This is a genomic window from Burkholderia sp. MSMB1589WGS, from assembly GCF_001636105.1.
Lineage (GTDB): Bacteria > Pseudomonadota > Gammaproteobacteria > Burkholderiales > Burkholderiaceae > Burkholderia > Burkholderia humptydooensis.
This window is the reverse complement of sequence record NZ_LNJT01000006.1, coordinates 473,083-495,614: the sequence shown is the minus strand read 5'-3', so window position 1 is coordinate 495,614 and position 22,532 is coordinate 473,083. Positions and strand designations below refer to the sequence as shown.

22 protein-coding genes are annotated in these 22,532 nt (G+C 67.3%); 14 read left to right on the top strand and 8 right to left on the bottom strand.

Annotated elements, in window-relative coordinates; translation table 11 throughout:
* Positions 1-29: 29 nt before the first annotated feature.
* The 3 genes from lspA to WT16_RS04610 all read right to left on the bottom strand — a co-directional run bounded on the left by lspA (position 30) and on the right by WT16_RS04610 (position 4,471).
* Positions 30-530, bottom strand: a complete 501-nt coding sequence (gene lspA / locus WT16_RS04620; protein ID WP_006024815.1) for a signal peptidase II — start codon at positions 528-530, stop codon at positions 30-32.
* Positions 531-3,368: an isoleucine--tRNA ligase gene (gene ileS / locus WT16_RS04615; RefSeq protein WP_063532791.1), complete on the bottom strand. Its 2,838-nt coding sequence runs from the start codon at positions 3,366-3,368 to the stop codon at positions 531-533.
* Positions 3,369-3,478: 110 nt separating this feature from the next.
* Positions 3,479-4,471, bottom strand: a complete 993-nt coding sequence (locus WT16_RS04610) for a bifunctional riboflavin kinase/FAD synthetase (RefSeq protein ID WP_006024817.1) — start codon at positions 4,469-4,471, stop codon at positions 3,479-3,481.
* Positions 4,472-4,596: 125 nt separating this feature from the next.
* Here WT16_RS04610 and purN point away from each other — a divergent pair, with 125 nt between their 5' ends.
* The 6 genes from purN (at position 4,597) to nadC (ending at position 11,453) form a co-directional block, all read left to right on the top strand.
* Positions 4,597-5,259 (top strand): phosphoribosylglycinamide formyltransferase, encoded by a 663-nt coding sequence (purN, locus tag WT16_RS04605; RefSeq protein ID WP_006024818.1) that lies wholly within the window; start codon positions 4,597-4,599, stop codon positions 5,257-5,259.
* Positions 5,256-6,518: an RsmB/NOP family class I SAM-dependent RNA methyltransferase gene (locus WT16_RS04600; RefSeq protein ID WP_059932081.1), complete on the top strand. Its 1,263-nt coding sequence runs from the start codon at positions 5,256-5,258 to the stop codon at positions 6,516-6,518. Before purN ends, WT16_RS04600 begins: the two co-directional genes overlap by 4 nt.
* Before the next feature lie 15 nt (positions 6,519-6,533).
* A complete protein-coding gene (locus tag WT16_RS04595) occupies positions 6,534-7,886 on the top strand; it encodes a mechanosensitive ion channel domain-containing protein (protein ID WP_015601676.1) in 1,353 nt (450 codons plus the stop codon).
* Positions 7,887-8,082: 196 nt separating this feature from the next.
* Positions 8,083-9,279 (top strand): acyl-CoA desaturase, encoded by a 1,197-nt coding sequence (locus tag WT16_RS04590; protein WP_063532790.1) that lies wholly within the window; start codon positions 8,083-8,085, stop codon positions 9,277-9,279.
* 156 nt (positions 9,280-9,435) lie between these two features.
* Entirely contained in the window at positions 9,436-10,572 is a 1,137-nt protein-coding gene (nadA, locus tag WT16_RS04585; RefSeq protein ID WP_063533057.1) for a quinolinate synthase NadA, read from the top strand.
* Complete coding sequence (gene nadC / locus WT16_RS04580; protein WP_059932083.1) at positions 10,569-11,453, top strand: carboxylating nicotinate-nucleotide diphosphorylase; 885 nt, start codon at positions 10,569-10,571, stop codon at positions 11,451-11,453. Before nadA ends, nadC begins: the two co-directional genes overlap by 4 nt.
* Positions 11,454-11,585: 132 nt before the next feature.
* On the opposite strand, the gene nadB is transcribed toward nadC, so the two are convergent.
* The 4 genes from nadB to radC form a co-directional block, all read right to left on the bottom strand.
* A complete protein-coding gene (gene nadB, locus WT16_RS04575; protein ID WP_009911507.1) occupies positions 11,586-13,187 on the bottom strand; it encodes an L-aspartate oxidase in 1,602 nt (533 codons plus the stop codon).
* 167 nt (positions 13,188-13,354) lie between these two features.
* Positions 13,355-13,522, bottom strand: coding sequence for a 50S ribosomal protein L33 (rpmG, locus tag WT16_RS04570; RefSeq protein WP_004185395.1), 168 nt, complete (start codon positions 13,520-13,522; stop codon positions 13,355-13,357).
* Between the two features lie 17 nt (positions 13,523-13,539).
* The gene (rpmB, locus tag WT16_RS04565) at positions 13,540-13,773 is read right to left on the bottom strand and encodes a 50S ribosomal protein L28 (RefSeq protein WP_004186391.1); all 234 of its coding nucleotides are present in this window, start codon (positions 13,771-13,773) and stop codon (positions 13,540-13,542) included.
* Positions 13,774-14,029: 256 nt separating this feature from the next.
* Positions 14,030-14,824, bottom strand: a complete 795-nt coding sequence (gene radC / locus WT16_RS04560) for a DNA repair protein RadC (RefSeq protein ID WP_015602417.1) — start codon at positions 14,822-14,824, stop codon at positions 14,030-14,032.
* A 138-nt stretch (positions 14,825-14,962) separates the two neighbouring features.
* On the opposite strand from radC, the gene WT16_RS04555 reads away from it, so the two are divergent.
* The 8 genes from WT16_RS04555 to WT16_RS04520 all read left to right on the top strand — a co-directional run bounded on the left by WT16_RS04555 (position 14,963) and on the right by WT16_RS04520 (position 21,999).
* On the top strand, positions 14,963-15,418 hold the full coding sequence (locus WT16_RS04555) for a peptidylprolyl isomerase (protein ID WP_009911510.1): 456 nt from the start codon (positions 14,963-14,965) through the stop codon (positions 15,416-15,418).
* A 2-nt stretch (positions 15,419-15,420) separates the two neighbouring features.
* Complete coding sequence (gene ispH, locus WT16_RS04550) at positions 15,421-16,401, top strand: 4-hydroxy-3-methylbut-2-enyl diphosphate reductase (RefSeq protein ID WP_006024828.1); 981 nt, start codon at positions 15,421-15,423, stop codon at positions 16,399-16,401.
* A gap of 274 nt (positions 16,402-16,675) precedes the next feature.
* Positions 16,676-17,176, top strand: coding sequence for a hypothetical protein (locus WT16_RS04545; RefSeq protein ID WP_063532789.1), 501 nt, complete (start codon positions 16,676-16,678; stop codon positions 17,174-17,176).
* A gap of 221 nt (positions 17,177-17,397) precedes the next feature.
* Entirely contained in the window at positions 17,398-18,348 is a 951-nt protein-coding gene (locus WT16_RS04540; RefSeq protein WP_006024830.1) for a branched-chain amino acid ABC transporter permease, read from the top strand.
* 10 nt (positions 18,349-18,358) lie between these two features.
* Positions 18,359-19,528, top strand: a complete 1,170-nt coding sequence (locus WT16_RS04535) for a branched-chain amino acid transport system / permease component family protein (RefSeq protein ID WP_015600361.1) — start codon at positions 18,359-18,361, stop codon at positions 19,526-19,528.
* 61 nt (positions 19,529-19,589) lie between these two features.
* Positions 19,590-20,363, top strand: a complete 774-nt coding sequence (locus WT16_RS04530; protein ID WP_009911514.1) for an ABC transporter ATP-binding protein — start codon at positions 19,590-19,592, stop codon at positions 20,361-20,363.
* Positions 20,363-21,079: an ABC transporter ATP-binding protein gene (locus tag WT16_RS04525; protein ID WP_015600719.1), complete on the top strand. Its 717-nt coding sequence runs from the start codon at positions 20,363-20,365 to the stop codon at positions 21,077-21,079. The genes WT16_RS04530 and WT16_RS04525 overlap by 1 nt, the downstream gene beginning before the upstream one ends.
* A gap of 251 nt (positions 21,080-21,330) precedes the next feature.
* Positions 21,331-21,999: a DUF2278 family protein gene (locus tag WT16_RS04520; RefSeq protein ID WP_015602268.1), complete on the top strand. Its 669-nt coding sequence runs from the start codon at positions 21,331-21,333 to the stop codon at positions 21,997-21,999.
* Positions 22,000-22,073: 74 nt separating this feature from the next.
* On the opposite strand, the gene WT16_RS04515 is transcribed toward WT16_RS04520, so the two are convergent.
* Positions 22,074-22,532, bottom strand: coding sequence for a GNAT family acetyltransferase (locus WT16_RS04515; RefSeq protein WP_006024834.1), 459 nt, complete (start codon positions 22,530-22,532; stop codon positions 22,074-22,076).

Genomic DNA, 22,532 nt, shown 5'->3' with positions numbered 1-22,532 from the left:
GCGCCGGCCCCTGCGCGAAGTGTATGCGCTTAGCGCGCGCCGCGCACGCGACGCAGCTCGTCGTAGATGAGCAGCACCGCGCCCACCGTGATCGCGGAGTCGGCGAGGTTGAACGCGGGCCAGTGCCACGCGCCGACGTGGAAGTCGAGGAAGTCGATCACGTGGCCGTAGATCAGGCGGTCGATCACGTTGCCGAGCGCGCCGCCGAGAATCAGCGCGAGCGACAGGCTGAAGAGCCGCTGGTGGCCGTGGCGCTTGAGCAGATAGCAGATCGCGAGCGTCGCGCCGATGCCGAGCGCGGTGAATGCCCAGCGTTGCCAGCCGCCCGCCGTCGCGAGAAAGCCGAACGCGGCGCCGCGATTGTAGATCAGCGTCAGGTTGAAGAACGGCGTGAGCGCGTGCATCGCGCCGTACGCGAACGTCTTGAGCACAGCGATCTTCGTCAACTGATCGAACAGGATCACGATCAGCGAGATGCCGAGCCACGGCGCGAGCGCGCCGCCCGCGGATTTCGACTGGATCTTCGCCATTTACGCAGCGCTCCGGGTTTCGCCGTTTTCGAACAGGTTGGAGAAGCAGCGGCCGCAGAGCGTCGGATGATCGGCGTGCGAGCCGACGTCCTCGCGGTAGTGCCAGCAGCGCTCGCACTTCTGGTACGTCGACGCCGCGACTTCGACGCTTTCGTCGTCTTGCGCATCGACCTTCACGACCGTCGCCGCCGACGTGATCAGCACGAACTTCAGATCGTCGCCGAGGCTCGCGAGCGCGTCGTAGCGCTCGCCTGACGCGCGCACTTCGACTTGCGCCTGCAGCGACGAGCCGATCCGGTTCGCGGTGCGCGCTTCCTCGAGCGCCTTCGTCACGTTGCCGCGCACGTCGCGCAGCAGCGCCCACTTCGCGACGAGCGCGTCGGCGTCCGCGACTTCCGGATACGCGTAATAGGTTTCGGTGAAGACCGTGTCGCTTTGCGGCTGGAACACGCGCCATGCTTCCTCCGCCGTGAACGACAGGAACGGCGCGAGCACGCGCAACAGGCCCTGCGTCACGTGGTAGAGCGCCGTCTGCGCGGAGCGGCGCGCGTTCGACGCGGGCGCGCTCGTGTACAGGCGGTCCTTCAGCACGTCGAGATAGAAGCCGCCCAAGTCTTCCGAGCAGAACGTCTGCAGTTTCGCGACGACCGGGTGGAACTCGTACTTCTCGTAATGCGCGAGCAGCTCGGTCTGCAACTGCGCGGCGAACGCAACCGCGTAGCGGTCGATCTCGAGCCATTGCCCGGCGGGCAGCGCGTCCTTCACGTAATCGAAATCCGACAGGTTCGCGAGCAGGAAGCGCAGCGTATTGCGGATCCGGCGATAGCCTTCCGTCACGCGCTTGAGAATTTCCTCGGAGATCGCGAGCTCGCCCGAATAGTCGGTCGACGCGATCCACAGGCGAATGATCTCCGCGCCGAGGCGGTTCGCGACTTCATGCGGATCGATCCCGTTGCCGAGCGACTTGCTCATCTTGCGGCCTTCGCCGTCGACCGTGAAGCCGTGCGTGAGGAGGCCCTTGTACGGCGCGCGGCCGTCGAGCATCGACGCGGTCAGCAGCGACGAATGGAACCAGCCGCGGTGCTGGTCCGAGCCTTCGAGATACAGATCGGCCGGGAACTGCAACTGATCCTTGTGCGAGCCGCGCAGCACGTGCCAGTGCGTCGTGCCCGAATCGAACCAGACGTCGAGCGTGTCGCGGTTCTTTTCGTACAGGTTCGCGTCGTCGCCGATCAGCTCGCGCGCGTCGAGCGTCTGCCACGCCTCGATGCCCTGCTTCTCGACGCGCTGCGCGACGGCTTCCAGCAGCTCGAGCGTGCGCGGATGCAGCTCGCCCGTTTCCTTGTGGACGAAGAACGCCATCGGCACGCCCCATTGGCGCTGGCGCGACAGCGTCCAGTCGGGGCGGTTCGCGATCATCGCGTGCAGGCGCTGCTTGCCCCACGACGGATAGAACGCGGTCGCGTCGACCGCGTCGAGCGCGGTTTCGCGCAGCGTCTGGCCGCCGGCGGCCGGCTGCGTGTCCATGCCGGCGAACCATTGCGACGTCGCGCGGTAGATGATCGGCGTCTTGTGGCGCCAGCAGTGCATGTAGCTGTGCGAGTAGTGCTCGTTGCGCAGCAGCGAGCCCGCTGCCTTCAGCGCGTCGACGATCTTCGGATTCGCGTCCCAGATCGTGAGCCCGCCGAACAGCGGCAGCGATTCGATGTAGCGGCCGTCGCCCATCACCGGGTTGATGATGTCGGAATCGGTCATCCCGTGCGACTTGCACGACGCGAAGTCCTCGACGCCGTATGCGGGCGACGAGTGGACGACGCCCGTGCCGGTGTCGGTCGTCACGTAGTCGCCGAGATAGACGGGCGACGTGCGCTTGTAGCCCGGGTGCGCGGAGGCGAGCGGGTGGTGGAAGCGCAGGTTCGCGAGCTTGTCGCCGCGCGCCGTCGCTACCACGCTGCCCGTGAGGCCGAAGTCCTTCATGCACGCTTCGACGCGCTCCTCGGCGAGGATGAGCAGGCCGCGCTCGGTGTCGACGAGCGCGTAGACGACGTCCGGATGCAGGTTGAGCGCCTGGTTCGCGGGGATGGTCCACGGCGTCGTGGTCCAGATCACGATCCCGCCTTCGGCGCGCGGCAGCGCGCTCAGCCCGAACGCATGCGCGGTCTTCGCGGGCTCGGCGAACGCGAACAGCACGTCGATCGTCGGATCGGTGCGGTCCTTGTATTCGACTTCCGCCTCGGCAAGCGCGGAGCCGCAGTCGAAGCACCAGTTCACGGGCTTCAGGCCGCGGTACACGTAGCCCTTCTCGATGATCTTGCCGAGCGCGCGGATTTCCTCCGCCTCGTTCTGGAAGTTCATCGTCTTGTACGGGTTGCTCCAGTCGCCGAGCACGCCGAGGCGCTTGAAGCCCGTCTTCTGCTTCTCGATCTGCTCGGTTGCGTACGCGCGCGCCTTTTCCATCACCTCGGCGGCGGGCAGCGACTTGCCGAACTGCTTCTCGATCTGGATCTCGATCGGCATCCCGTGGCAGTCCCAGCCGGGCACGTACGGCGCGTCGAAGCCTGCCATGTTGCGCGACTTCACGACCATGTCCTTCAGGATCTTGTTGACCGCGTGGCCGAGGTGAATGTCGCCGTTCGCGTACGGCGGGCCGTCGTGCAGGATGAACTTCGGGCGGCCCTGGCTCGCCGCGCGGATCTTCTCGTAGACGCCGCGCGCCTCCCAGTCCTTCACCCATTGCGGCTCGCGCTTCGGGAGGTCGCCGCGCATCGGGAACGGCGTGTCGAGCAGGTTGACCGGATACTTGGCCTGCGGTTTCGAATCGGCTTTCTTGTTGCTCATGTCGGGATCGCTGTGAAATCTGGGGGACGCTCGCGCGTCATGAAATCGGTGAGGCGGGCGCGGGTTTCGGCGGCGCGGCGCGGGCGGCGCCCGTGCGGGCGCGGCGCCGGTCAGCTAATTCGGTCGGTGGCCGACGTCGCGAAGCCGGTGGCGCGGCTGCCCGGCGCGCGGCCATGCTCGGCGAAGTACGCGCGCGTGTCGACGACGTCCTGCGCGATCGCGCGCGCGAGCGTCTCGAGATCGACGAATTTCGCCTCGTCGCGCAGCTTCTTCAGGAATTCGACGCGAACGAGCTTGCCGTAGGCGTCGCCGTGCCAGTCGAGCAGGTGCACCTCGAGCAGCACGCGGCCGGAATCGTCGATGGTCGGCCGCACGCCGAGGCTCGCGACGCCCGGCAGCGGCTCGGGCGCGATGCCGTGCACATGCACGACGAAGATGCCGGACAGCGCCGGGCGCTTGTGCGCGATCGGCAGGTTCAGCGTCGGGAAGCCGAGGTCGCGGCCGAGCTTCAGGCCGTGCGTGACGTGGCCGCTGATCGCGTAGCCGTGGCCGAGCGCGCGCGCGGCCGCGCCGAGGTCGCCCGCCGCGAGCGCGGCGCGCACGCCGGAGCTCGAGATCCGCGCGCCGTCGGCGTCGGCGAGCGTTTCCATCTGCTCGACCTCGAAGCCGAAGCGCTCGCCCGCCGCCTTCAGCGACGCGAAATTGCCCGCGCGCTTCGCGCCGTAGCAGAAGTCGTCGCCGACCATGATCCAGCGGGTGTGCAGCCCGTGGACGAGCGTGCGCTCGACGAACGCCTCGGGCGACTGGCTCGCGAACGTATGGTTGAAGTGCTCGACGACCACGCGGTCGACACCGTGCTCGCGCAGCGCCTCGAGCTTGTCGCGCAGCATCGCGATGCGCGGCGGCGCGCTCGCCGGATTGAAGAACTCGCGCGGGTGCGGCTCGAACGTCATCACGCACACGGGCAGCCCGCGCGCGTCCGCCGCCGCGCGCACGCGCGCGAGCAGGGCCTGGTGGCCGCGATGGACACCGTCGAAGTTGCCGATCGTCAGCGCGCACGGGGCGCGGCTCTCGGCGTTGGGCAGGCCGCGGAAGACTTTCACGATAGCGGGTGACAGCGTGGGGGAAAGCGCGGCCGGATGCCGCAAAGCAAAAGATTATAAACGTTCGGGCGGCCGGGCGGCTCAGGATGCCGGAAACGGCAGGGCCGAATGGTAAAATCCCGCGGATGAAAAAACTCGTCATCCTGATTTCCGGCCGCGGCAGCAACATGGAGGCCATCGTACGCGCTTGCGCGCGCGAGGGCTGGCCTGCCGAGGTCGCCGCCGTGATCTCCAACCGGCCGGACGCCGCCGGCCTCGAATTCGCGGCGTCGCACGGCATTGCGACGGCCGTCGTCGACCACCGCGCGTTCGACGGCCGCGACAGCTTCGACGCGGCGCTCGCCGTCGAGGTCGACCGCTTCGCCCCCGATCTCATCGTGCTCGCCGGCTTCATGCGCATCCTCACGCCGGCCTTCGTCGCCAAATATGAGGGACGGATGCTGAACATCCATCCGTCGCTGCTGCCGAGCTTCAAGGGCATCCACACGCACCAGCAGGCGCTCGACGCGGGCGTCGCGCTGCACGGCGCGTCCGTCCACTTCGTGATTCCGGAGCTCGACAGCGGCGCGATCGTTGCGCAGGCGGCGGTGCCCGTCGTCGCGGGCGACGACGCCGGCGCGCTCGCCGCGCGCGTGCTCGCCGCCGAGCACGTGCTGTATCCGCGCGCGGTGCGCTGGTTCGTCGAAGGGAAGCTGCGTCTCGACGCGGGGCGCGCGATCGTCGCGCCCGACGAGGCGCGCTGGCTGTTCGCGGATGCGATCGACACGTCGACGAGCGAGGGCGTATGAAGCTGCACGGTTTCCTGATTGGCCAGACCGAGGCGCTGCTCGCCGAGGTTCTGAAATTCGCCGGCCCGGCCGACGTGACGACGAGCCGTTTTTTCCGCGCGCATCCGAAGCTCGGCCACGCCGAGCGCGGCGTGATCGCCGAGGCGGTGTTCGCGGTGCTGCGGCGGAAGATGGAGTACGCGCACCTCGCCGAAAGCGGCGTCGGCGCGCCGGCGCGGCGCCTGGCGCTGCTCGGCCTGATGCAGACGGTCGGCCGCTCGGCGCTCAGGCCGTTCGTGTCGGATGCCGAATGGGCGTGGCTCGACCACGTCGCGAAGATCGATCCGGCGAGCCTGCCGCTGCGCGTGCGCACGAACCTGCCCGACTGGATTCATCAGGCGCTCGCCGAGCGCATGGGCGCCGACGAGCTCGCGCAGTTCGCTGCGGCCGTCAACTATCCGGCGCCGCTCGATCTGCGCGCGAACGCGCTGAAGGCGACGCGCGACCAGGTCGTCGACGGCCTGCGCGCGGCGGGCATCGACGCGGGCGCGACGCCGTTCGCGCCGTTCGGCGTGCGGGTCGTCGGCAAGCCGGCGCTCACGAAGCTCAAGCTGTTCGAAGAAGGGCAGATCGAGGTGCAGGACGAGGGCAGCCAACTGCTGTGCTCGCTCGTCGCGCCGCGGCGCGGCGAGATGGTCGTCGATTTCTGCGCGGGCGCGGGCGGCAAGACGCTCGCGCTCGGCGCGATGATGCGCTCGACGGGGCGCCTCTATGCGTTCGACGTGTCCGAGAAGCGCCTCGCGAAGCTCAAGCCGCGCCTCGCGAGGAGCGGCCTGTCGAACGTGAACCCGGTGCTGATCGACAGCGAGCACGACGCGAAGATCAAGCGGCTCGCGGGCAAGATCGACCGCGTGCTCGTCGACGCGCCGTGCAGCGGCCTCGGCACGCTGCGCCGCAATCCCGACCTGAAGTGGCGCCAGTCGCGCGAGACGCTCGACGAGCTCGCGCCGAAGCAGGCGTCGATTCTCGCGAGCGCCTCGCGCCTCGTGAAGAAGGGCGGCCGGCTCGTCTACGCGACCTGCAGCGTGCTCGAGGCGGAGAACGAGGCGATCGTGTCCGAATTTCTCGCCGCGCATCCGGAGTTCGCGCTCGTGCCGGCGAGCCGCGTGCTCGCCGAGCAGCGGATCGCGCTCGATACGGGCGACTATCTATCGCTCTGGCCGCACCGTCACGCGACCGACGGCTTCTTCGCCGCGGTGCTCGAGCGGCGCGCGCAGTAACGGGCGGGCTCGCGCATGGTCACGAATCACCTTACGCGGCAGCTCGCGGCCGTCGCGCGCGACTTCGGCCAGCCGGCGATGATCTGGCAGGCGGTCGCGTTCCTCGGCTCGCTCGCGCTCGCGTGGCTCGTCGCGCGCTACCTGCGCGGGCGGATCGACGCGCGCCGGCGCGCGGCCGGCCGCTCGCCCGGCCCCGGCGCGCTGAGTCTGAACCGCGCGCTGTTCCCGCTCATCGGCGGTGCGTTCATGTGGCTCGCGGAAACCGTGTTCGACGAGCTGATGCCAACGTCGCTGCTGCAGCTCGCGCTCGTGCCGCTCTTCGGCATCGGCCTCATCTACATCCTGTTCTTCGTCGCGCGCCGCGTGTTCGCGCGCGACGGCCACACGCACGCGTGGCTGTCGATCGTCGAGAAGATCGTGTCGACTGTCGTGTGGATCGCGATGGCGCTCACGGTGCTCGGCATCCAGCGCGACGTGCTCGCGTGGCTCGACAGCGTCCAGTTCCGCGTCGCGAATGCGCGCCTCACGCTGCTGTCGATCGTGTCGGGCGCGCTGTGGATCTGCGTGACGCTCGTCGTCGCGATGTGGCTCGGCTCGGTGCTCGAAGAGCGGCTGATGCGCGCGCGCTCGCTCGACGCGAACCTGCGGGTCGTGCTCGCGCGCGTCGGACGCGCGCTTCTCATCTTCGCGGCGGTGCTGATCGGGCTGTCGCTCGTCGGCATCGACGTGACCGTGCTCGGCGTGTTCGGCGGCGCGCTCGGCGTCGGGCTCGGCTTCGGCCTGCAGAAGATCGCGAGCAACTACGTGTCGGGCTTCATCATCCTGCTCGACCGGTCGCTGCGGCTCGGCGACGCGATCAACGTCGGCGGCTTGCAGGGCGTCGTCACGCAGATCCGCACGCGCTACACGGTCGTGCGCGGCCTCGACGGCAACGAAACGCTGATCCCTAACGAGAAGCTCATCACCGACGTCGTGCAGAACCAGTCGTCGTACCTGACGCGCGGCTATGCGAAGGTCGCGGTTCAGGTCGCGTACACGTCGGACGTCGAGCAGGCGATGGCGCTGCTCGCCGACGCGGCGAAGGGCGTCGAGCGCGTGCTCGAGGAGCCGGCGCCGACGCCTTATCTCGTCGGCTTCGGCGCGGACGGCATCGATCTCGAGCTCGGCTTCTGGATCGCCGACGCGGCGAAGGGGACGGCGAGCGTGCGTTCGGCGGTCAATCGGAACATCTGGCGGCTTTTTGTCGCACACGGGATCTCGATCCCGTTCCCGCAGCGGGAAGTGCGCGTGATCGGGCTGCCGGACGGCATCGCGTCCGCGCCGGCCGCGGACGGCCTGGCGGCGGGGCGGCAGCCGCGGGACGCATAGCGCGGCGGGGCGCCGCCGCGCCCCCGCTCAACCCGAAAACCCGTGCGCGCGTATTGCGCCGCCACAAAAAATATTCATTTTTTACAAAGACTTGGAACGGATGAAGTAAAATTCGATCCTATCGTGCTGTATGCTTTCATTTTCTTGACGCGGGTCATTTGAGCCGGCGTTCTTACTACTTCCACAGGTAACTGCCTTGTTGAATTCCCTGCTCGATTTCCTTTCCAACGGGCTTCTGCGTTTCTCGTGGTGGCAGATCGTGCTGTTCACGCTCGCCGTCACGCACGTGACGATCGTCGGCGTGACGGTCTATCTGCATCGCTGCCAGGCGCACCGCGCGCTCGATCTGCATCCGGTCATGAGCCATTTCTTCCGCCTCTGGCTGTGGATGACGACGGGCATGCTGACGGGCCAGTGGGCGGCGATCCACCGCAAGCACCACGCGAAATGCGAGACCGAGGAGGACCCGCACAGCCCGCAGACGCGCGGCATCTGGAAGGTGCTGCTCGAAGGCGCCGAGCTGTATCGCGCGGAGGCGAAGAACGAAGAGACGATGCGCAAGTACGGCCACGGCACGCCGAACGACTGGCTCGAGCGCAATCTCTACTCGAAGTATCCGATTCTCGGCGTGAGCCTGATGATGGTGATCGACGTCGCGCTGTTCGGCGTGGTCGGCCTTACCGTGTGGGCGGTCCAGATGGTGTGGATTCCGTTCTGGGCGGCGGGCGTCGTCAACGGCCTCGGCCACTTCTGGGGCTATCGCAACTTCAACGCGGCCGACGCGAGCACGAACCTGTTTCCGTGGGGCATCGTGATCGGCGGCGAGGAACTGCACAACAACCATCATACGTTTGCGACGTCGGCGAAGCTGTCGAACAAGTGGTACGAGTTCGACATCGGCTGGATGTACATCCGCATCATGTCGGCGTTCGGGCTCGCGAAGGTGAAGAAGATCGCGCCGACGCCGCGTCTCGCCGCGCGCAAGACGGTGCTCGACCAGGAAACGCTGCAGGCCGTGCTGTCGAACCGTTACGAGGTGATGGCGCGCTATGCGAAGGCGCTCAAGCGTGCGTACAAGCAGGAACTCGCGCATCTGAAGGAATTGGGCGCGCGCGAGAAGTATCAGTTGATGCGCGGCGCGCGCAAGTGGTTCCACAAGGACGAGGCGGGCCTCGACGAGCCGCAGAAGCGGATGCTGCCGGAGATCTTCGCGAACAGCCAGAAGCTGCACACGTTCTTCCAGTTGCGCGCCGAGCTCGCCGCGATCTGGGAGCGCTCGAACGCATCGCGCGAACAGTTGCTCGCGCAGTTGCAGGACTGGTGCCATCGCGCCGAGCAAAGCGGCATCAAGGCATTGCAGGAGTTCGCGACGCGCCTGCGCCGCTACGCGTGAGTCGTCCGCGCCGAAATCGATTAGAATTTCAGGACGTCACAAACCCCGCGCTGGCGGGGTTTTTTCTTTTGGGCCGGCCGTTTTGCGATGCTGGCCGATCAGCAGGGCTGTGCTTTGCATGGAACCGGAGCAAGCGCCGGTCGATAGGAGATGAGGATGCAATCGGCGATCAAACCCGTCGAGTACGACCGCCCGATCGCGGCAGGGGCGGCCTGCGGCGTTGGCGAGGCATGGGCGAAGGTGCCGGCGGCGCTCGCCCCCGACGAGCGCGACGCGCTGAAGGCGCGAATCAAGGCGCTGCTCGAGCGTGAAAGGGCGGTGCTGGTTGCGCACTATTACGTCGATGCGGACCTGCAGGCGCTCGCGGACGAAACGGGCGGCTGCGTCGCCGATTCGCTCGAGATGGCCCGCTTCGGCCGCGATCATGACGCGCAGACGCTTGTGGTGGCCGGCGTGCGCTTCATGGGCGAGACCGCGAAGATCCTGAGCCCGGGCAAGCGCGTGCTGATGCCCGACCTCGACGCGACGTGCTCGCTCGATCTCGGCTGCCCGGTCGACGAGTTCTCGCAGTTCTGCGACGCGCATCCGGATCGCACGGTCGTCGTCTACGCGAATACGAGCGCCGCCGTGAAGGCGCGCGCCGACTGGATGGTCACGTCGTCGATCGGCCTCGAGATCGTCGCCGATCTGCACGCGCGCGGCGAGAAGATCATCTGGGCGCCGGACCGGCATCTCGGCGGCTACATCCGGAAGAAGACGGGCGCGGACATGCTGATGTGGCAGGGTTCGTGTCTTGTGCACGACGAATTCAAGGGCATCGAGCTGGATCTGCTGCGCCGCGAATACCCGGACGCGAAGATCCTCGTGCACCCCGAATCGCCCGAGAGCGTCGTCGCGCTGGCGGACGTCGTCGGCTCGACGACGCAACTGATCGATGCTGCCGTGAAGCTCGATGCGCGGCGTTTCATCGTCGCGACCGATCTCGGCATTCTGCACAAGATGCGGCTCGCGGCCCCCGGCAAGACCTTCATCGAGGCGCCGACGGCCGGCAACAGCGCGACGTGCAAGAGTTGCGCGCATTGCCCGTGGATGGCGATGAACGCGCTGTCGAACCTCGCCGACGTGCTCGAGCGCGGTCACAACGAGATCTTCGTCGATACGGCGATCGCCGAGCGCGCGCGCGTGCCGATCGACCGGATGCTCGATTTCGCCGCGCGTCACCGGCAGCGCGTGCAGGCGAGCGGCGATCTGCAGCGCGACCAGTCGCTCTTTGCGAACGTGGGGGCCGCATGACGATCGACGCGGTGTCGCCGCTCTTCGCGGAAATCTCGCGCGAATACGGCGCCGCGTTCGACGCGGCGATCGCGCGCAATGTCGCCGATGCGCTCGCCGAGGACGTCGGCAGCGGCGATCAGACCGGGCGTCTCGTGCCGGACGGCGCGCCGCGCCGCGCGCGCGTGATCGTGCGCGAGGACGCGGTGCTGTGTGGCGTGCCGTGGTTCGACGCGGTGGTGCGCGTGGTCGATCCGTCGATCGAAGTCGACTGGCGCTATCGCGAAGGCGACAGGATGACGGCCGATTCGACCGTCTGCGAACTCCGCGGCCCTGCGCGCTCGCTGCTGACGGCCGAGCGCAACGCGCTCAATTTCCTCCAACTGCTGTCGGGCGTCGCGACCGCGACGCGCCGCTACGTCGACCGGATCGCCGAGACGCGCACGCGGGTTCTCGATACGCGCAAGACGCTGCCGGGCCTGCGGCTCGCGCAGAAGTACGCGGTGCGCGTGGGCGGCGGCGCGAACCAGCGGCTCGCGCTCTACGCGGGCATCCTGATCAAGGAGAATCACATCGCGGCGGCGGGCGGCGTCGGCGAGGCGCTCGATGCGGCGTTCGCGCTGAACGCCGACGTGCCGGTGCAGATCGAGGTCGAAACGCTCGACCAGTTGCGCACGGCGCTCGCGCACGGCGCGCAATCGGTGCTGCTCGACAATTTCACGCTCGACATGATGCGCGACGCGGTGCGCATCACCGAGGGCCGCGCGGTGCTCGAGGTGTCGGGCGGCGTGAACTTCGATACGGTGCGCGCGATCGCCGAGACGGGCGTCGATCGGATCTCGATCGGCGCGCTGACGAAGGACGTGCGCGCGACCGATTATTCGATGCGTATCGTCGAATGACATGATGGCTGCGCGCATCGCGGATGCGCGCAGCCGGGCTGAAGAAAAGGCCGCCGGCGCTCGATGCGCGGGCGGCCTTTTTTATCGCGCGCCGCCTGGCCGATGCGCGTCGTGCCGCGCGGCCGGCCGTCGTTATTTCGGCGCGCGCCGCGGCGGCGTGAGCACGGTCGGCAGCGCCTTCGGCAATGCGTGCGGCCAGTCGCGGCTGTAGTGCAGCCCGCGGCTTTCGTGGCGCGCCCGCGCGCTGTCGACGATCAGCGATGCGACGTCGACGAGATTGCGCAACTCGAGCAGATCGCGGCTCACGCGGAAGTTCGCGTAGTACTCGTGGATCTCGTCGCGCAGCAGCTTGAGCCGATGCTGCGCGCGCTCGAGGCGCTTGTCGGTGCGCACGATGCCGACGTAGTTCCACATCAGGCGGCGCAGTTCGTCCCAGTTGTGCGCGACGACCACTTCCTCGTCGGCGTCCGCGACGCGGCTCTCGTCCCACGCGGGCAGCGGGCCGTGCGTCGCCGAATCGTAACCGGCGGCCTCGATTGCCTCGGCGGCCGCGCGGCCGATCACGAGGCATTCGAGCAGCGAATTGCTCGCGAGACGGTTTGCGCCGTGCAGGCCCGTGTACGACGTCTCGCCGACCGCGTACAGGCCCGCGACGTCGGTGCGCCCGGCCAGATCGGTGACGGCGCCGCCGCATGTGTAGTGCGCGGCCGGCACGACCGGGATCGGCTCCTTCGAGATGTCGATGCCGAACTCGAGGCAGCGCGCGTGGATCGTCGGGAAATGCTCGCGCAGGAACGCTTCGGGCTGGTGGCTGATGTCGAGATACACGCAGTCGATCCCGCGCTTCTTGATCTCGAAGTCGATCGCGCGCGCGACGATGTCGCGCGGGGCGAGCTCCGCGCGCGGATCGTGCGCGGGCATGAAGCGGGTGCCGTCCGGCAGCTTGAGGAGGCCGCCTTCGCCGCGCACCGCCTCGGAAATGAGGAACGACTTCGCGTACGGATGGAAGAGGCACGTCGGATGGAATTGGATGAACTCCATGTTCGCGACGCGCGCGCCCGCGCGCCACGCCATCGCGATGCCGTCGCCCGTCGCCGTGTCCGGGTTCGTCGTGTACAGATAGACCTTGCCCGCGCCGCCCGTCGCGAGCACCGTGTGCGGCGCCTCGATCGTCACCGTGCGGCCCGTCTGCACGTCGAGCGCATAGAGGCCGACGCAGCGCCGGCCTGGAAGGCCGGGCAGCCCGAGGCGATCGGACGTGATCAGGTCGATCGCGTGGTGATCCTCGAAGAACGTGATGTTCGGATGCGTGCGCGCGCGCGCGGATAGCGTCGCGAGCACCGCGTGGCCCGTCGCGTCCGCCGCGTGGATGATGCGGCGATGGCTGTGGCCGCCTTCGCGCGTCAGGTGAAAGCCGAGCTCGGCGGCGTCGTCCTTCGTGAACGGCACGCCTTGCGAGATCAGCCATTCGATCGCCTCGCGGCCGTGCTCGACGATGTAGCGCGTCGCCGCTTCGTCGCACAGGCCGCCGCCCGCGATCAGCGTGTCGCTCACGTGATTCTCGACGCTGTCCGCCGAATCGAGCACCGCGGCGATGCCGCCTTGCGCGTAGCCGCTCGCGCCCTCCATCATCGACCGCTTCGCGATCAGCGCGACGCGTCGCGTTTGCGCGAGATTGAGCGCGACCGACAGACCGGCGAGGCCGCTGCCCACGATCGCCACATCGAAATTCATCTGCATCTCCGTTTCTTGCGCGTTTTGTCTTATCTTTCCCGCCATGCGCAATGCGGCGGAAAGGGCAGAGCATACCGCGTCGGAGAAACGCTTGCGTGCCCGCCAACGCAAAAAGCCCCGCGATTGCGGGGCTTTTCGTCGTCGTCAGGCTCGTTGAAACCGGAGAATTACTTGATCTTGGTTTCCTTGTACGCCACATGCTTGCGGGCGACGGGATCGAACTTCATGATCTCCATCTTTTCCGGCATGTTGCGCTTGTTCTTCGTGGTCGTATAGAAGTGACCCGTGCCCGCGGTGGACTCGAGCTTGATCTTGTCGCGTGCGCCTTTCGCCATGTTCGTGCTCCTTGGACTTAGGCTTCGCCACGTGCGCGCAGGTCAGCGAGCACGGAATCGATGCCGTTCTTGTCGATCAGGCGCAGGCCGGCGTTCGAGACGCGCAGACGCACCCAACGGTTTTCGCTCTCCACCCAGAACCGGCGGTTTTGCAGATTCGGCAGGAAGCGACGCTTCGTCTTGTTGTTGGCGTGGGAAACATTGTTGCCGCTCATCGGCGCTTTCCCAGTTACTTGGCATACGCGTGCCATGAGAGCACTCCTAATACGCTGAATTCGGGTTCGATCGCCGGTGAAGGTTCTCTTCCTCGCATGGCCGCGTGAGCTTAGGCCTTGCCGGGAAAAGCGCCTCCGATCCGTGGTCGGCCTGACGACCTGCCACGAGACCGCTTCAGCGGCTTCAGAACTGGTTGGAAAAAAGACAGACGGCAATTCTAACAGAAAAACTTCAGGAAAATCAAACCCAATTTCGCATGCGGCTGTTGCGGGGCGCGGGGCCCGCGGCGAGCTAGATCCAGCCCGCCTGCGCGAACGAAAACGTATCGCTCGCGCCGACGACGAAATGATCGATCAACTTGACGTCGACGAGCGCGAGCGCGTCGCGCAGCACGCTCGTCAGGCGCCGGTCCGCGGCGCTCGGCCGCACCGCGCCCGACGGGTGATTATGCGCGACGATGAGCGCCGCCGCATTCAGCGCGAGCGCACGCCGCACGATTTCGCGCGGATAGACGGCCATCCGCGTGAGCGATCCGTGCGCGGTTTCCTCCGTCTGCACCAGCCGGTGCCGCGCGTCGAGAAAGAGGCAGACGAATACTTCGCGCGGCCGCGTGCCGATCAGGAGCCGCAGATAATCCTCGACCGCGCCGGGCGAATCGACGAGCGGCCGCTCGCGGGCCTTCTCGGCGAGCGCGCGGCGCGCGAGCTCGACGACCGCGACGAGGATCGCGGTGCGGGCGGGGCCGATTCCGCGCAGGCCCTTGAAATCGTCGGGCGCCGCGTCGAGCAGTGCGCGCAGCGAGCCGAAGCGCGCGAGCAGCGTGTGCGCGAGCGCAAACACGTCGTGGCCGGGCAGGCCCGAGCCGAGCAGAAGCGCGACGAGCTCCGCGTCGGACAGCGCGGCGGGGCCGCGCGCGAGCAGGCGCTCGCGCGGCAGATCGCGGCCGCGGCGCGCGGCCGCGCGGGCCGGCAGCGCGACGACGGGCGGCAGCGCGGCGGGCGGCAAGGCGGCGGGCGGTGCGGTGGGCCGCTCGCGCGCGGGCTCGTCGTCGACGTTTTCTCCAGCCGAGAGACTCTCGTGCCGCATGCTGCTGACCTCCAATATCCTGTGTGCCCGCAAGGCGAATCGCGCCGGCATTCCGCTTCGATCGCCGAGGTGACTTACAATATGGGCTTTGCGCTGCGCCGCCCGCCGTTTTTCGGGCGCCGATTGAACGAGTACCCCATGAGCCTCATCGACCTTGCAGAAGTGAAGCCCGGTTCGCACGTCACGCTTCATTACCGGCTCGCCCTTGCCGACGGCGCCGACATCGTCAACACGTTCTCCGACAAGCCCGCCACGCTCCTCCTCGGCGCGGGGCAGCTCGCGCCGTCGCTGGAGGAGATTCTGACCGGCCTCAAGGCGGGCGACCATTCGACCTTCCGGCTAGCGCCCGAGCAAGCGTTCGGGCCGCGCAATCCGGACATGATCCAGCGCGTGTCGCTTGCGACGCTGCGCGAAAACGGCATGGTCGGCGACGATTTCGCGCCGGGGGACCTGATCGAATTCAACGCGCCGGACGGCGGCCGCTACGCGGGCGTGCTCAAGGAGATCGGCGAGACCGCCGCGCTCTTCGATTTCAACCATCCGCTCGCGGGCCAGGCGCTCACGTTCGAAGTGAAAATCATCGGGATTCTGTAATCATGAGCTCCACCGATACGCTGTCCGGCCAGGTTGCCGCGGCCGACGCCGAGATTCTGCTCGCCCAGCCGCGCGGTTTCTGCGCGGGCGTCGACCGCGCGATCGAGATCGTCGAGCGTGCGATCGCGATGCACGGCGCGCCGATCTACGTGCGCCACGAGATCGTGCACAACAAGTACGTCGTCGAGGACCTGAAGAAGAAGGGCGCGATTTTCGTCGAGGAACTCGAGGAAGTGCCGTCCGGCAACACGGTGATCTTCAGCGCGCACGGCGTGTCGAAGGCGGTGCGCGACGAGGCGGCCGTGCGCGGGCTGCGCATTTACGACGCGACGTGTCCGCTCGTCACGAAGGTGCACGTCGAGGTCGCGAAGATGCGCCAGGAAGGCGTCGACATCGTGATGATCGGCCACAAGGGCCACCCGGAGGTCGAAGGCACGATGGGCCAGGTGGAGCGCGGCATGCATCTCGTCGAGAGCGTCGAGGACGTGCGCAAGCTCGAACTGCCCGATCCCGGGCGCGTCGCGCTCGTCACGCAGACGACGTTGTCCGTCGACGACGCGGCCGAGATCATCGGCGCGCTCAAGGCGAAATTTCCCGCGATTCGCGAGCCGAAGAAGCAGGACATCTGCTACGCAACGCAGAACCGCCAGGATGCGGTGAAGTTCATGACGCCGCAGTGCGACGTCGTGATCGTCGTCGGCAGCCCGAACAGCTCGAACTCGAGCCGCTTGCGCGAGGTCGCCGAGAAGCGCGGCGTCGCCGCCTACATGGTCGACGCGCCCGAGCAGATCGACCCGGCCTGGGTCGCCGGCAAGCGCCGGATCGGCGTGACCGCCGGCGCGTCAGCGCCCGAGGTGCTCGCGCAGGCCGTGATCGCGCGCTTGCGCGAGCTCGGCGTGACCAACGTGCGGGCGCTCGAAGGCATCGAGGAGAACGTGTCGTTCCCGTTGCCGCGCGGCCTGAATCTGTCTTCCGCCGTCTGATCGCCGGTTTCGTTTCCGTCGGAATGCAAAAAGCGCGCCTCGGGCGCGCTTTTGTTTTGGGCGCGTTTTCCCCGGGAGCAACCATTCGGCACTAAGACAGTGCAACCCGGTTGCAATATCGTCCCGAACTCCGCTCTCAAAAAAGGTTGCAATGCAGGAAAACCCTGTCGAATCAGGAATATTGGTCGTCCTATAAATAGAGTTACAATGCGCCCGTTTTCAGGCCTGATGGCCTCGGAACATGGTTTTGGCAAGGCGCTGGAGACCTTATTCGATGCATCTGGAGTTGGTTTACGCCGGGCCCGTCGACGCGGCGGTTGCGCTCTTCGCAGCGGCCGCCGACGGACGCGACGGCGGGGCGGCGGCGCGGCTCGCGACAGCCTCGGCCGCCTCCCCGGGCGACGTGATCGTCGCCGGGGCCGGGCGTCCTGCGGCGAATTTCGCCGCGAAGCCGACTCGGATCAAGCGCGCACGCATCGACGTCGTCGCATCCGTCGACATCGGCGCGCCGGGCGAGCCGGTTGCGCGACGGACGGCCGTCCGTCGCGTGGCGGCGCCGTCCCGACGTGCGCCGATTACGAGCGACGCAGTGCGCGCGATCGCCGACACCACGAGGCGCGCCATCCCGAGCGAAGCATTCGACGTGCCGCAGCCGATGTCGGCGTCCGCCCGCGAGGCGGCCGGCGTCACGCGCGGCCGCGTCGGCTCCGCGAGGGCTGGCGCATGGACGCTCTACGACTTCAAGGAGGCCAAGCACACCGTCCTCGAGTCGTGACTACAGACGGGACTCGCGACGGCACCGAGGCTTCAGTGCGGTGCCGTTTTCGTATCCGTCCCGGCAAGACGCGCGGTCGCACAGTCCGCATCGTCCGCGCCGGGCCGGCATCACCTTACCGGTATTGATCAAGTACCCGCAGTGTCGTTGAGATCGCGCGATTCCATCGCTTATCCGCATGGCTGAGCGCGCATCCGGTGGCACGGGCCAAGGAGCTTTAAATGGATATTTTCGTCCAGCAGATCCTCAACGGACTGGTGCTCGGCAGTGTCTACGCCATCATCGCGTTGGGCTACACGATGGTGTACGGCATTCTCGGCATCATCAACTTCGCGCACGGCGACGTGCTGATGGTGGGCGCGATGGTCGCGCTTTCCGCGATCACGGTGTTGCAGAACCACTTTCCCGGGCTCGGCCACGTCGCCACGCTGACGATCGGGCTCGGGATCGCCGCGGTGGTCTGCGCGTGCGTCGGCTTCACGATCGAGCGCGTCGCGTACCGGCCGCTGCGCCGCGCGCCGCGCCTCGCGCCGCTCATCACCGCGATCGGCGTGTCGATCCTGTTGCAGACGGCCGCGATGATGATCTGGTCGCGCAACCCGCTGCCGTTCCCGCAGTTGCTGCCGACCGATCCGATCAACGTGATCAGGGCGGGCGAGAACAATCCGGGCGCGGTGATTTCGATGACCGAGATCACGATCATCATCGTCGCGTTCCTCGTGATGGCGGGGCTGCTCCTCCTCGTGCACAAGACGAAGCTCGGCCGCGCCATGCGCGCGATCGCCGAGAACCCGAACACGGCGAGCCTGATGGGCGTGAACCCGAACTTCGTGATCTCCGCGACGTTCATGATCGGCTCCGCGCTCGCGGCGCTCGCAGGCGTGATGATCGCGTCCGAATACGGCAACGTCCACTTCTACATGGGTTTCATCCCCGGCATGAAGGCGTTCACGGCCGCGGTGCTGGGCGGGATCGGCAACCTCGGCGGCGCGATGGTGGGCGGCGTGCTGCTCGGCCTCATCGAGCAGTTGGGCGCGGGCTACATCGGCAATCTGACGGGCGGGGTGTTCGGCAGCAATTACCAAGACGTGTTCGCGTTCATCGTGCTCATCATCGTGCTCGTGTTCCGGCCGTCGGGCCTGTTGGGCGAACGTGTCGCCGATCGCGCGTAAGGAGAACAACATGACATCCATTCAACCGATCGAAACGTCGGCTTCGCTCGTCGAGGAGCGCCATCCCGCGAAGACCGCCACCATCGGCATCCTGATCGCGGCGTTCGTGATCGCCGCGCCGCTCGTCATCGGCGCGGCGGGCGGCAACTACTGGGTCCGCGTGCTCGATTTCGCGATGCTGTACGTGATGCTCGCGCTGGGCCTGAACGTGGTGGTCGGTTTCGCCGGCCTGCTCGACCTGGGCTACATCGCGTTCTACGCGGTGGGCGCTTATACCGCGGCGCTCCTGAGCTCGCCTCACCTGACGTCGCACTTCGACTGGATCGCGCAGATGGTGCCGGGCGGCCTGCACGTGCCATTCTTCCTGATCGTGCCGATCGCGATGGCGCTCGCGGCGATCTTCGGCATCCTGCTCGGCGCGCCGACGCTGCGCCTGCGCGGCGACTACCTCGCGATCGTCACGCTCGGCTTCGGCGAGATCGTCCGGATCTTCATGAACAATCTCGACCGTCCGGTCAACGTGACGAACGGGCCGCAGGGGATCACCGGCATCGATCCCGTCCAGGTCGCGGGCTTCAACCTGTCGCAGACGCACGAGATCTTCGGCTTCTCGCTGCCGTCCGTGTACATGTACTACTACCTGTTCGTGCTCTGCGCGCTGCTCGTCATCTGGGTCTGCACGCGCCTGCAGCACTCGCGTATCGGCCGCGCATGGGCCGCGATCCGCGAAGACGAGATCGCCGCGAAGGCGATGGGCATCAACACCCGCAACGTGAAGCTGCTCGCGTTCGCGATGGGCGCGTCGTTCGGCGGCCTGTCGGGCGCGATGTTCGGCGCGTTCCAGGGCTTCGTGTCGCCGGAATCGTTCACGTTCTGGGAATCGGTCGTCGTGCTCGCGTGCGTGGTGCTGGGCGGCATGGGCCACATCCCGGGCGTGATCCTCGGCGCAGTCCTGCTCGCCGTGTTCCCCGAATTCCTGCGCTCGACGATGAGCCCGCTGCAGCACATGCTGTTCGGCCACGACATCGTCGATACCGAAGTGATTCGCCAGGCACTCTATGGCCTTGCGATGGTGGTCATCATGCTGTATCGCTCGGAAGGCCTGTGGCCCGCGCCGAAGCATGAGGACAGGATCGCGAAACTGGCGAAGCGCGGCGGCAAGAAGCCGGTGCGCGCGTAAAGGACGTGGGACCGGCGCAAGCGCTGAAGCGCCAGCGCCGGTCGACACAGGAGAAAAGGTAATGAGCGAACAAATTCGACTGTCCGTCAAAGGCGTGAACAAGCGCTTCGGCGGCCTGCAGGCGCTGTCCGACGTCGGCCTCGAGATCCGCGAGGGCCAGATCTACGGCCTGATCGGCCCGAACGGCGCGGGCAAGACCACCTTCTTCAACGTGATCACGGGGCTCTATACGCCGGATTCCGGCGAGTTCAAGCTCGACGGCGCGGATTACACGCCGACCGCCGTGCATCAGGTCGCAAAGGCGGGCATCGCGCGCACGTTCCAGAACATTCGCCTGTTCGGCGGAATGACCGCGCTCGAGAACGTGATGGTCGGGCGCCACGTGCGCACGAAGCACGGCCTGCTGGGCGCCGTGTTCCAGACGCCCGCCGAGCGCAAGGAAGAGCGCGAGATCAAGGAGCGCGCGATCGAACTGCTCGATTACGTCGGCGTGCTGCAGTACGCGGATTACACCGCGCGCAACCTGTCGTACGGCCACCAGCGGCGCCTGGAGATCGCGCGCGCGCTCGCGACCGATCCGAAGCTGCTCGCGCTCGACGAGCCGGCGGCCGGGATGAACGCGACCGAGAAGGTCGAGCTCACGCGTCTGCTCGACAAGATCCGGTCGGACGGCCGGACGATTCTCCTGATCGAGCACGACGTGAAGCTCGTCATGCACCTGTGCAACCGGATGACGGTGCTCGATTACGGCAAGGTGATCGCCGAGGGTCTGCCGCAGGACGTGCAGAAGAATCCGAAGGTGATTGAGGCATATCTCGGCGCAGGGGTGCACTGATGGCAGCGGCAATGTTGAAAATCAAGGGCTTGCAGGTCAACTACGGCGGCATCCAGGCCGTCAAGGGCGTTGACATGGAAGTCCGTCAGGGCGAGCTCGTCACGCTGATCGGCGCGAACGGCGCGGGCAAGACCACGACGATGAAGGCGATCACGGGCTTGAAGCCGTATTCGGCGGGCGACATCGAGTACGACGGCCAGTCGATCAAGGGCGTGCCGCCGCACGAACTGCTCAAGCGCGGCCTGGCGATGGTGCCGGAAGGCCGCGGGATCTTCGCGCGGATGTCGATCGTCGAGAACATGCAGATGGGCGCTTATCTGCGCAACGACAACGAGCAGATCAAGAAGGACGTCGACCGGATGTTCGGCTTCTTTCCGCGCCTGAAGGAGCGCGCGACGCAGCTCGCCGGCACGCTGTCGGGCGGCGAGCAGCAGATGCTCGCGATGGCGCGCGCGATTCTGTCCAAGCCGAAGCTGCTGCTGCTCGACGAGCCGTCGATGGGGCTGTCGCCGATCATGGTCGAGAAGATCTTCGAGGTGGTGCGCGAGATCTCGAAGGAGGGCATCACGGTGCTGCTCGTCGAGCAGAACGCGCGCCTCGCGCTGCAGGCGGCGGACCGCGGCTACGTGATGGACTCGGGCACGGTCACGATGGAAGGCGACGCGAAGCAGATGCTCGACGATCCGAAGGTGCGCGCCGCGTATCTGGGCGAGTAAACGCCGATCGATGCCGGCCGCGCGGCTTGTGCGGGGTGGCGTTCATGAGGCCGTCACGGCGCGCCGTGGCGGCTTTTTGTTTTTCGGCGGCCTCCCGTTCGTTTTGCCGGGGCGGCGAATGTGTCAGGGGGCGTGCCGAGCGCGGCAGCGTGCGCGCGGAGCAACTGTCGCCCGCGTTCGCCGATTGGCCTATCGAAAACCGACACGCAGCTCAGGCACAATGTGTACGCTACCCTCGAACGGAGACGCACATGAGCCTCGATTACGGTTTCGTGAAAGCGAAGATCAAAGCGGTTGCGGGTCTGAAAGCGGCGGCGCGCGCGAACGAGACGCAGTATCACGTCCATTTGACGCTCGCGCTGCCCGACGGCGACTGGGACGTCGCGATCAACGTCGGCACCAACGACGCGGACGACTTGCTCAAGTACAAGCTCGTCTATGATTTCCATCATCCGGTCACGCAGACGCTCGCCGCGGCGGCGGAAGGCTATACGGACCTGACGGGCGGCGCTGCGCTGCCGGCGCTCGACTTCGTGCGCAGCGACGTCCTGAGCGAAACAGGCGCGTGGCGCATGAGCGACGTAATGGACGGCACCGAGCATCCGGAGCCGATTCCGTCGATGCTGCGGCTCGTCGACGCCGCGCGTCAGCAGAACCTCGATCTGTACGTGTTCGGGCGCACGTACGTCGAAGGCAACGGCATACACGATACGCACATGAACCAGGGATCGTCCGGGCCGCACTTCCTGCATCGGCCGGGCAACGACGCGAACGATCACAACGACGTGTGGCAGGACGGCGCGCTTTTCGTCGATCTTGGCGGCGAGCAATGGGCCGCGTACTTCGCGGCATTCGAGCAGCAGGCGGTGCCGACCGACGGCCTGGGCAATCCGCTGCCGGGCGCGGGGCCGATTTCGTAGGCGGGCGCGGCGATGCGGGGCGGCGGCTCATGCCGCGAAAAACGGCGGCGCGGTGCGCCGCGCTCACTGCAACGTCAATCCGTCGCGAGCCGCTTGCCGAACGAGATGCGCTCTTCCGCGCGGTAGCCGAGCGCTTCGTAGAAACGGCACGCGTCGTCGTTGCCCGGTAGCACCTGCAGGTTCACCTTGGGGCAGCCGCGCGCGGCGAGCGCCGCCTCCGCATGCGCGAGCAGCGCGCGGCCGATGCCGAGCCGCCGCGCGCCGCGTTCGACCGCGAGCGAATACAGCCAGCCGCGATGACCGTCGTAGCCGGCCATCACGGTCCCGACGACACGCCCGTCGGCGGTCGCGACGAAAAACAGCTCGGGCTGCGTCGCGAGCTTGAGCTCGATCGAGCGCCGCGGATCGCGGTGCGGCGCGCTCGCGTCCGAATACGACGGGAACGCGTCGCGCCACACGGCGAGCACGGCGTCGGTGTCGCCGAGCCCGAACGGGCGGATCGCGACGTCGTTCGTGACGATCTCGGTCGACAT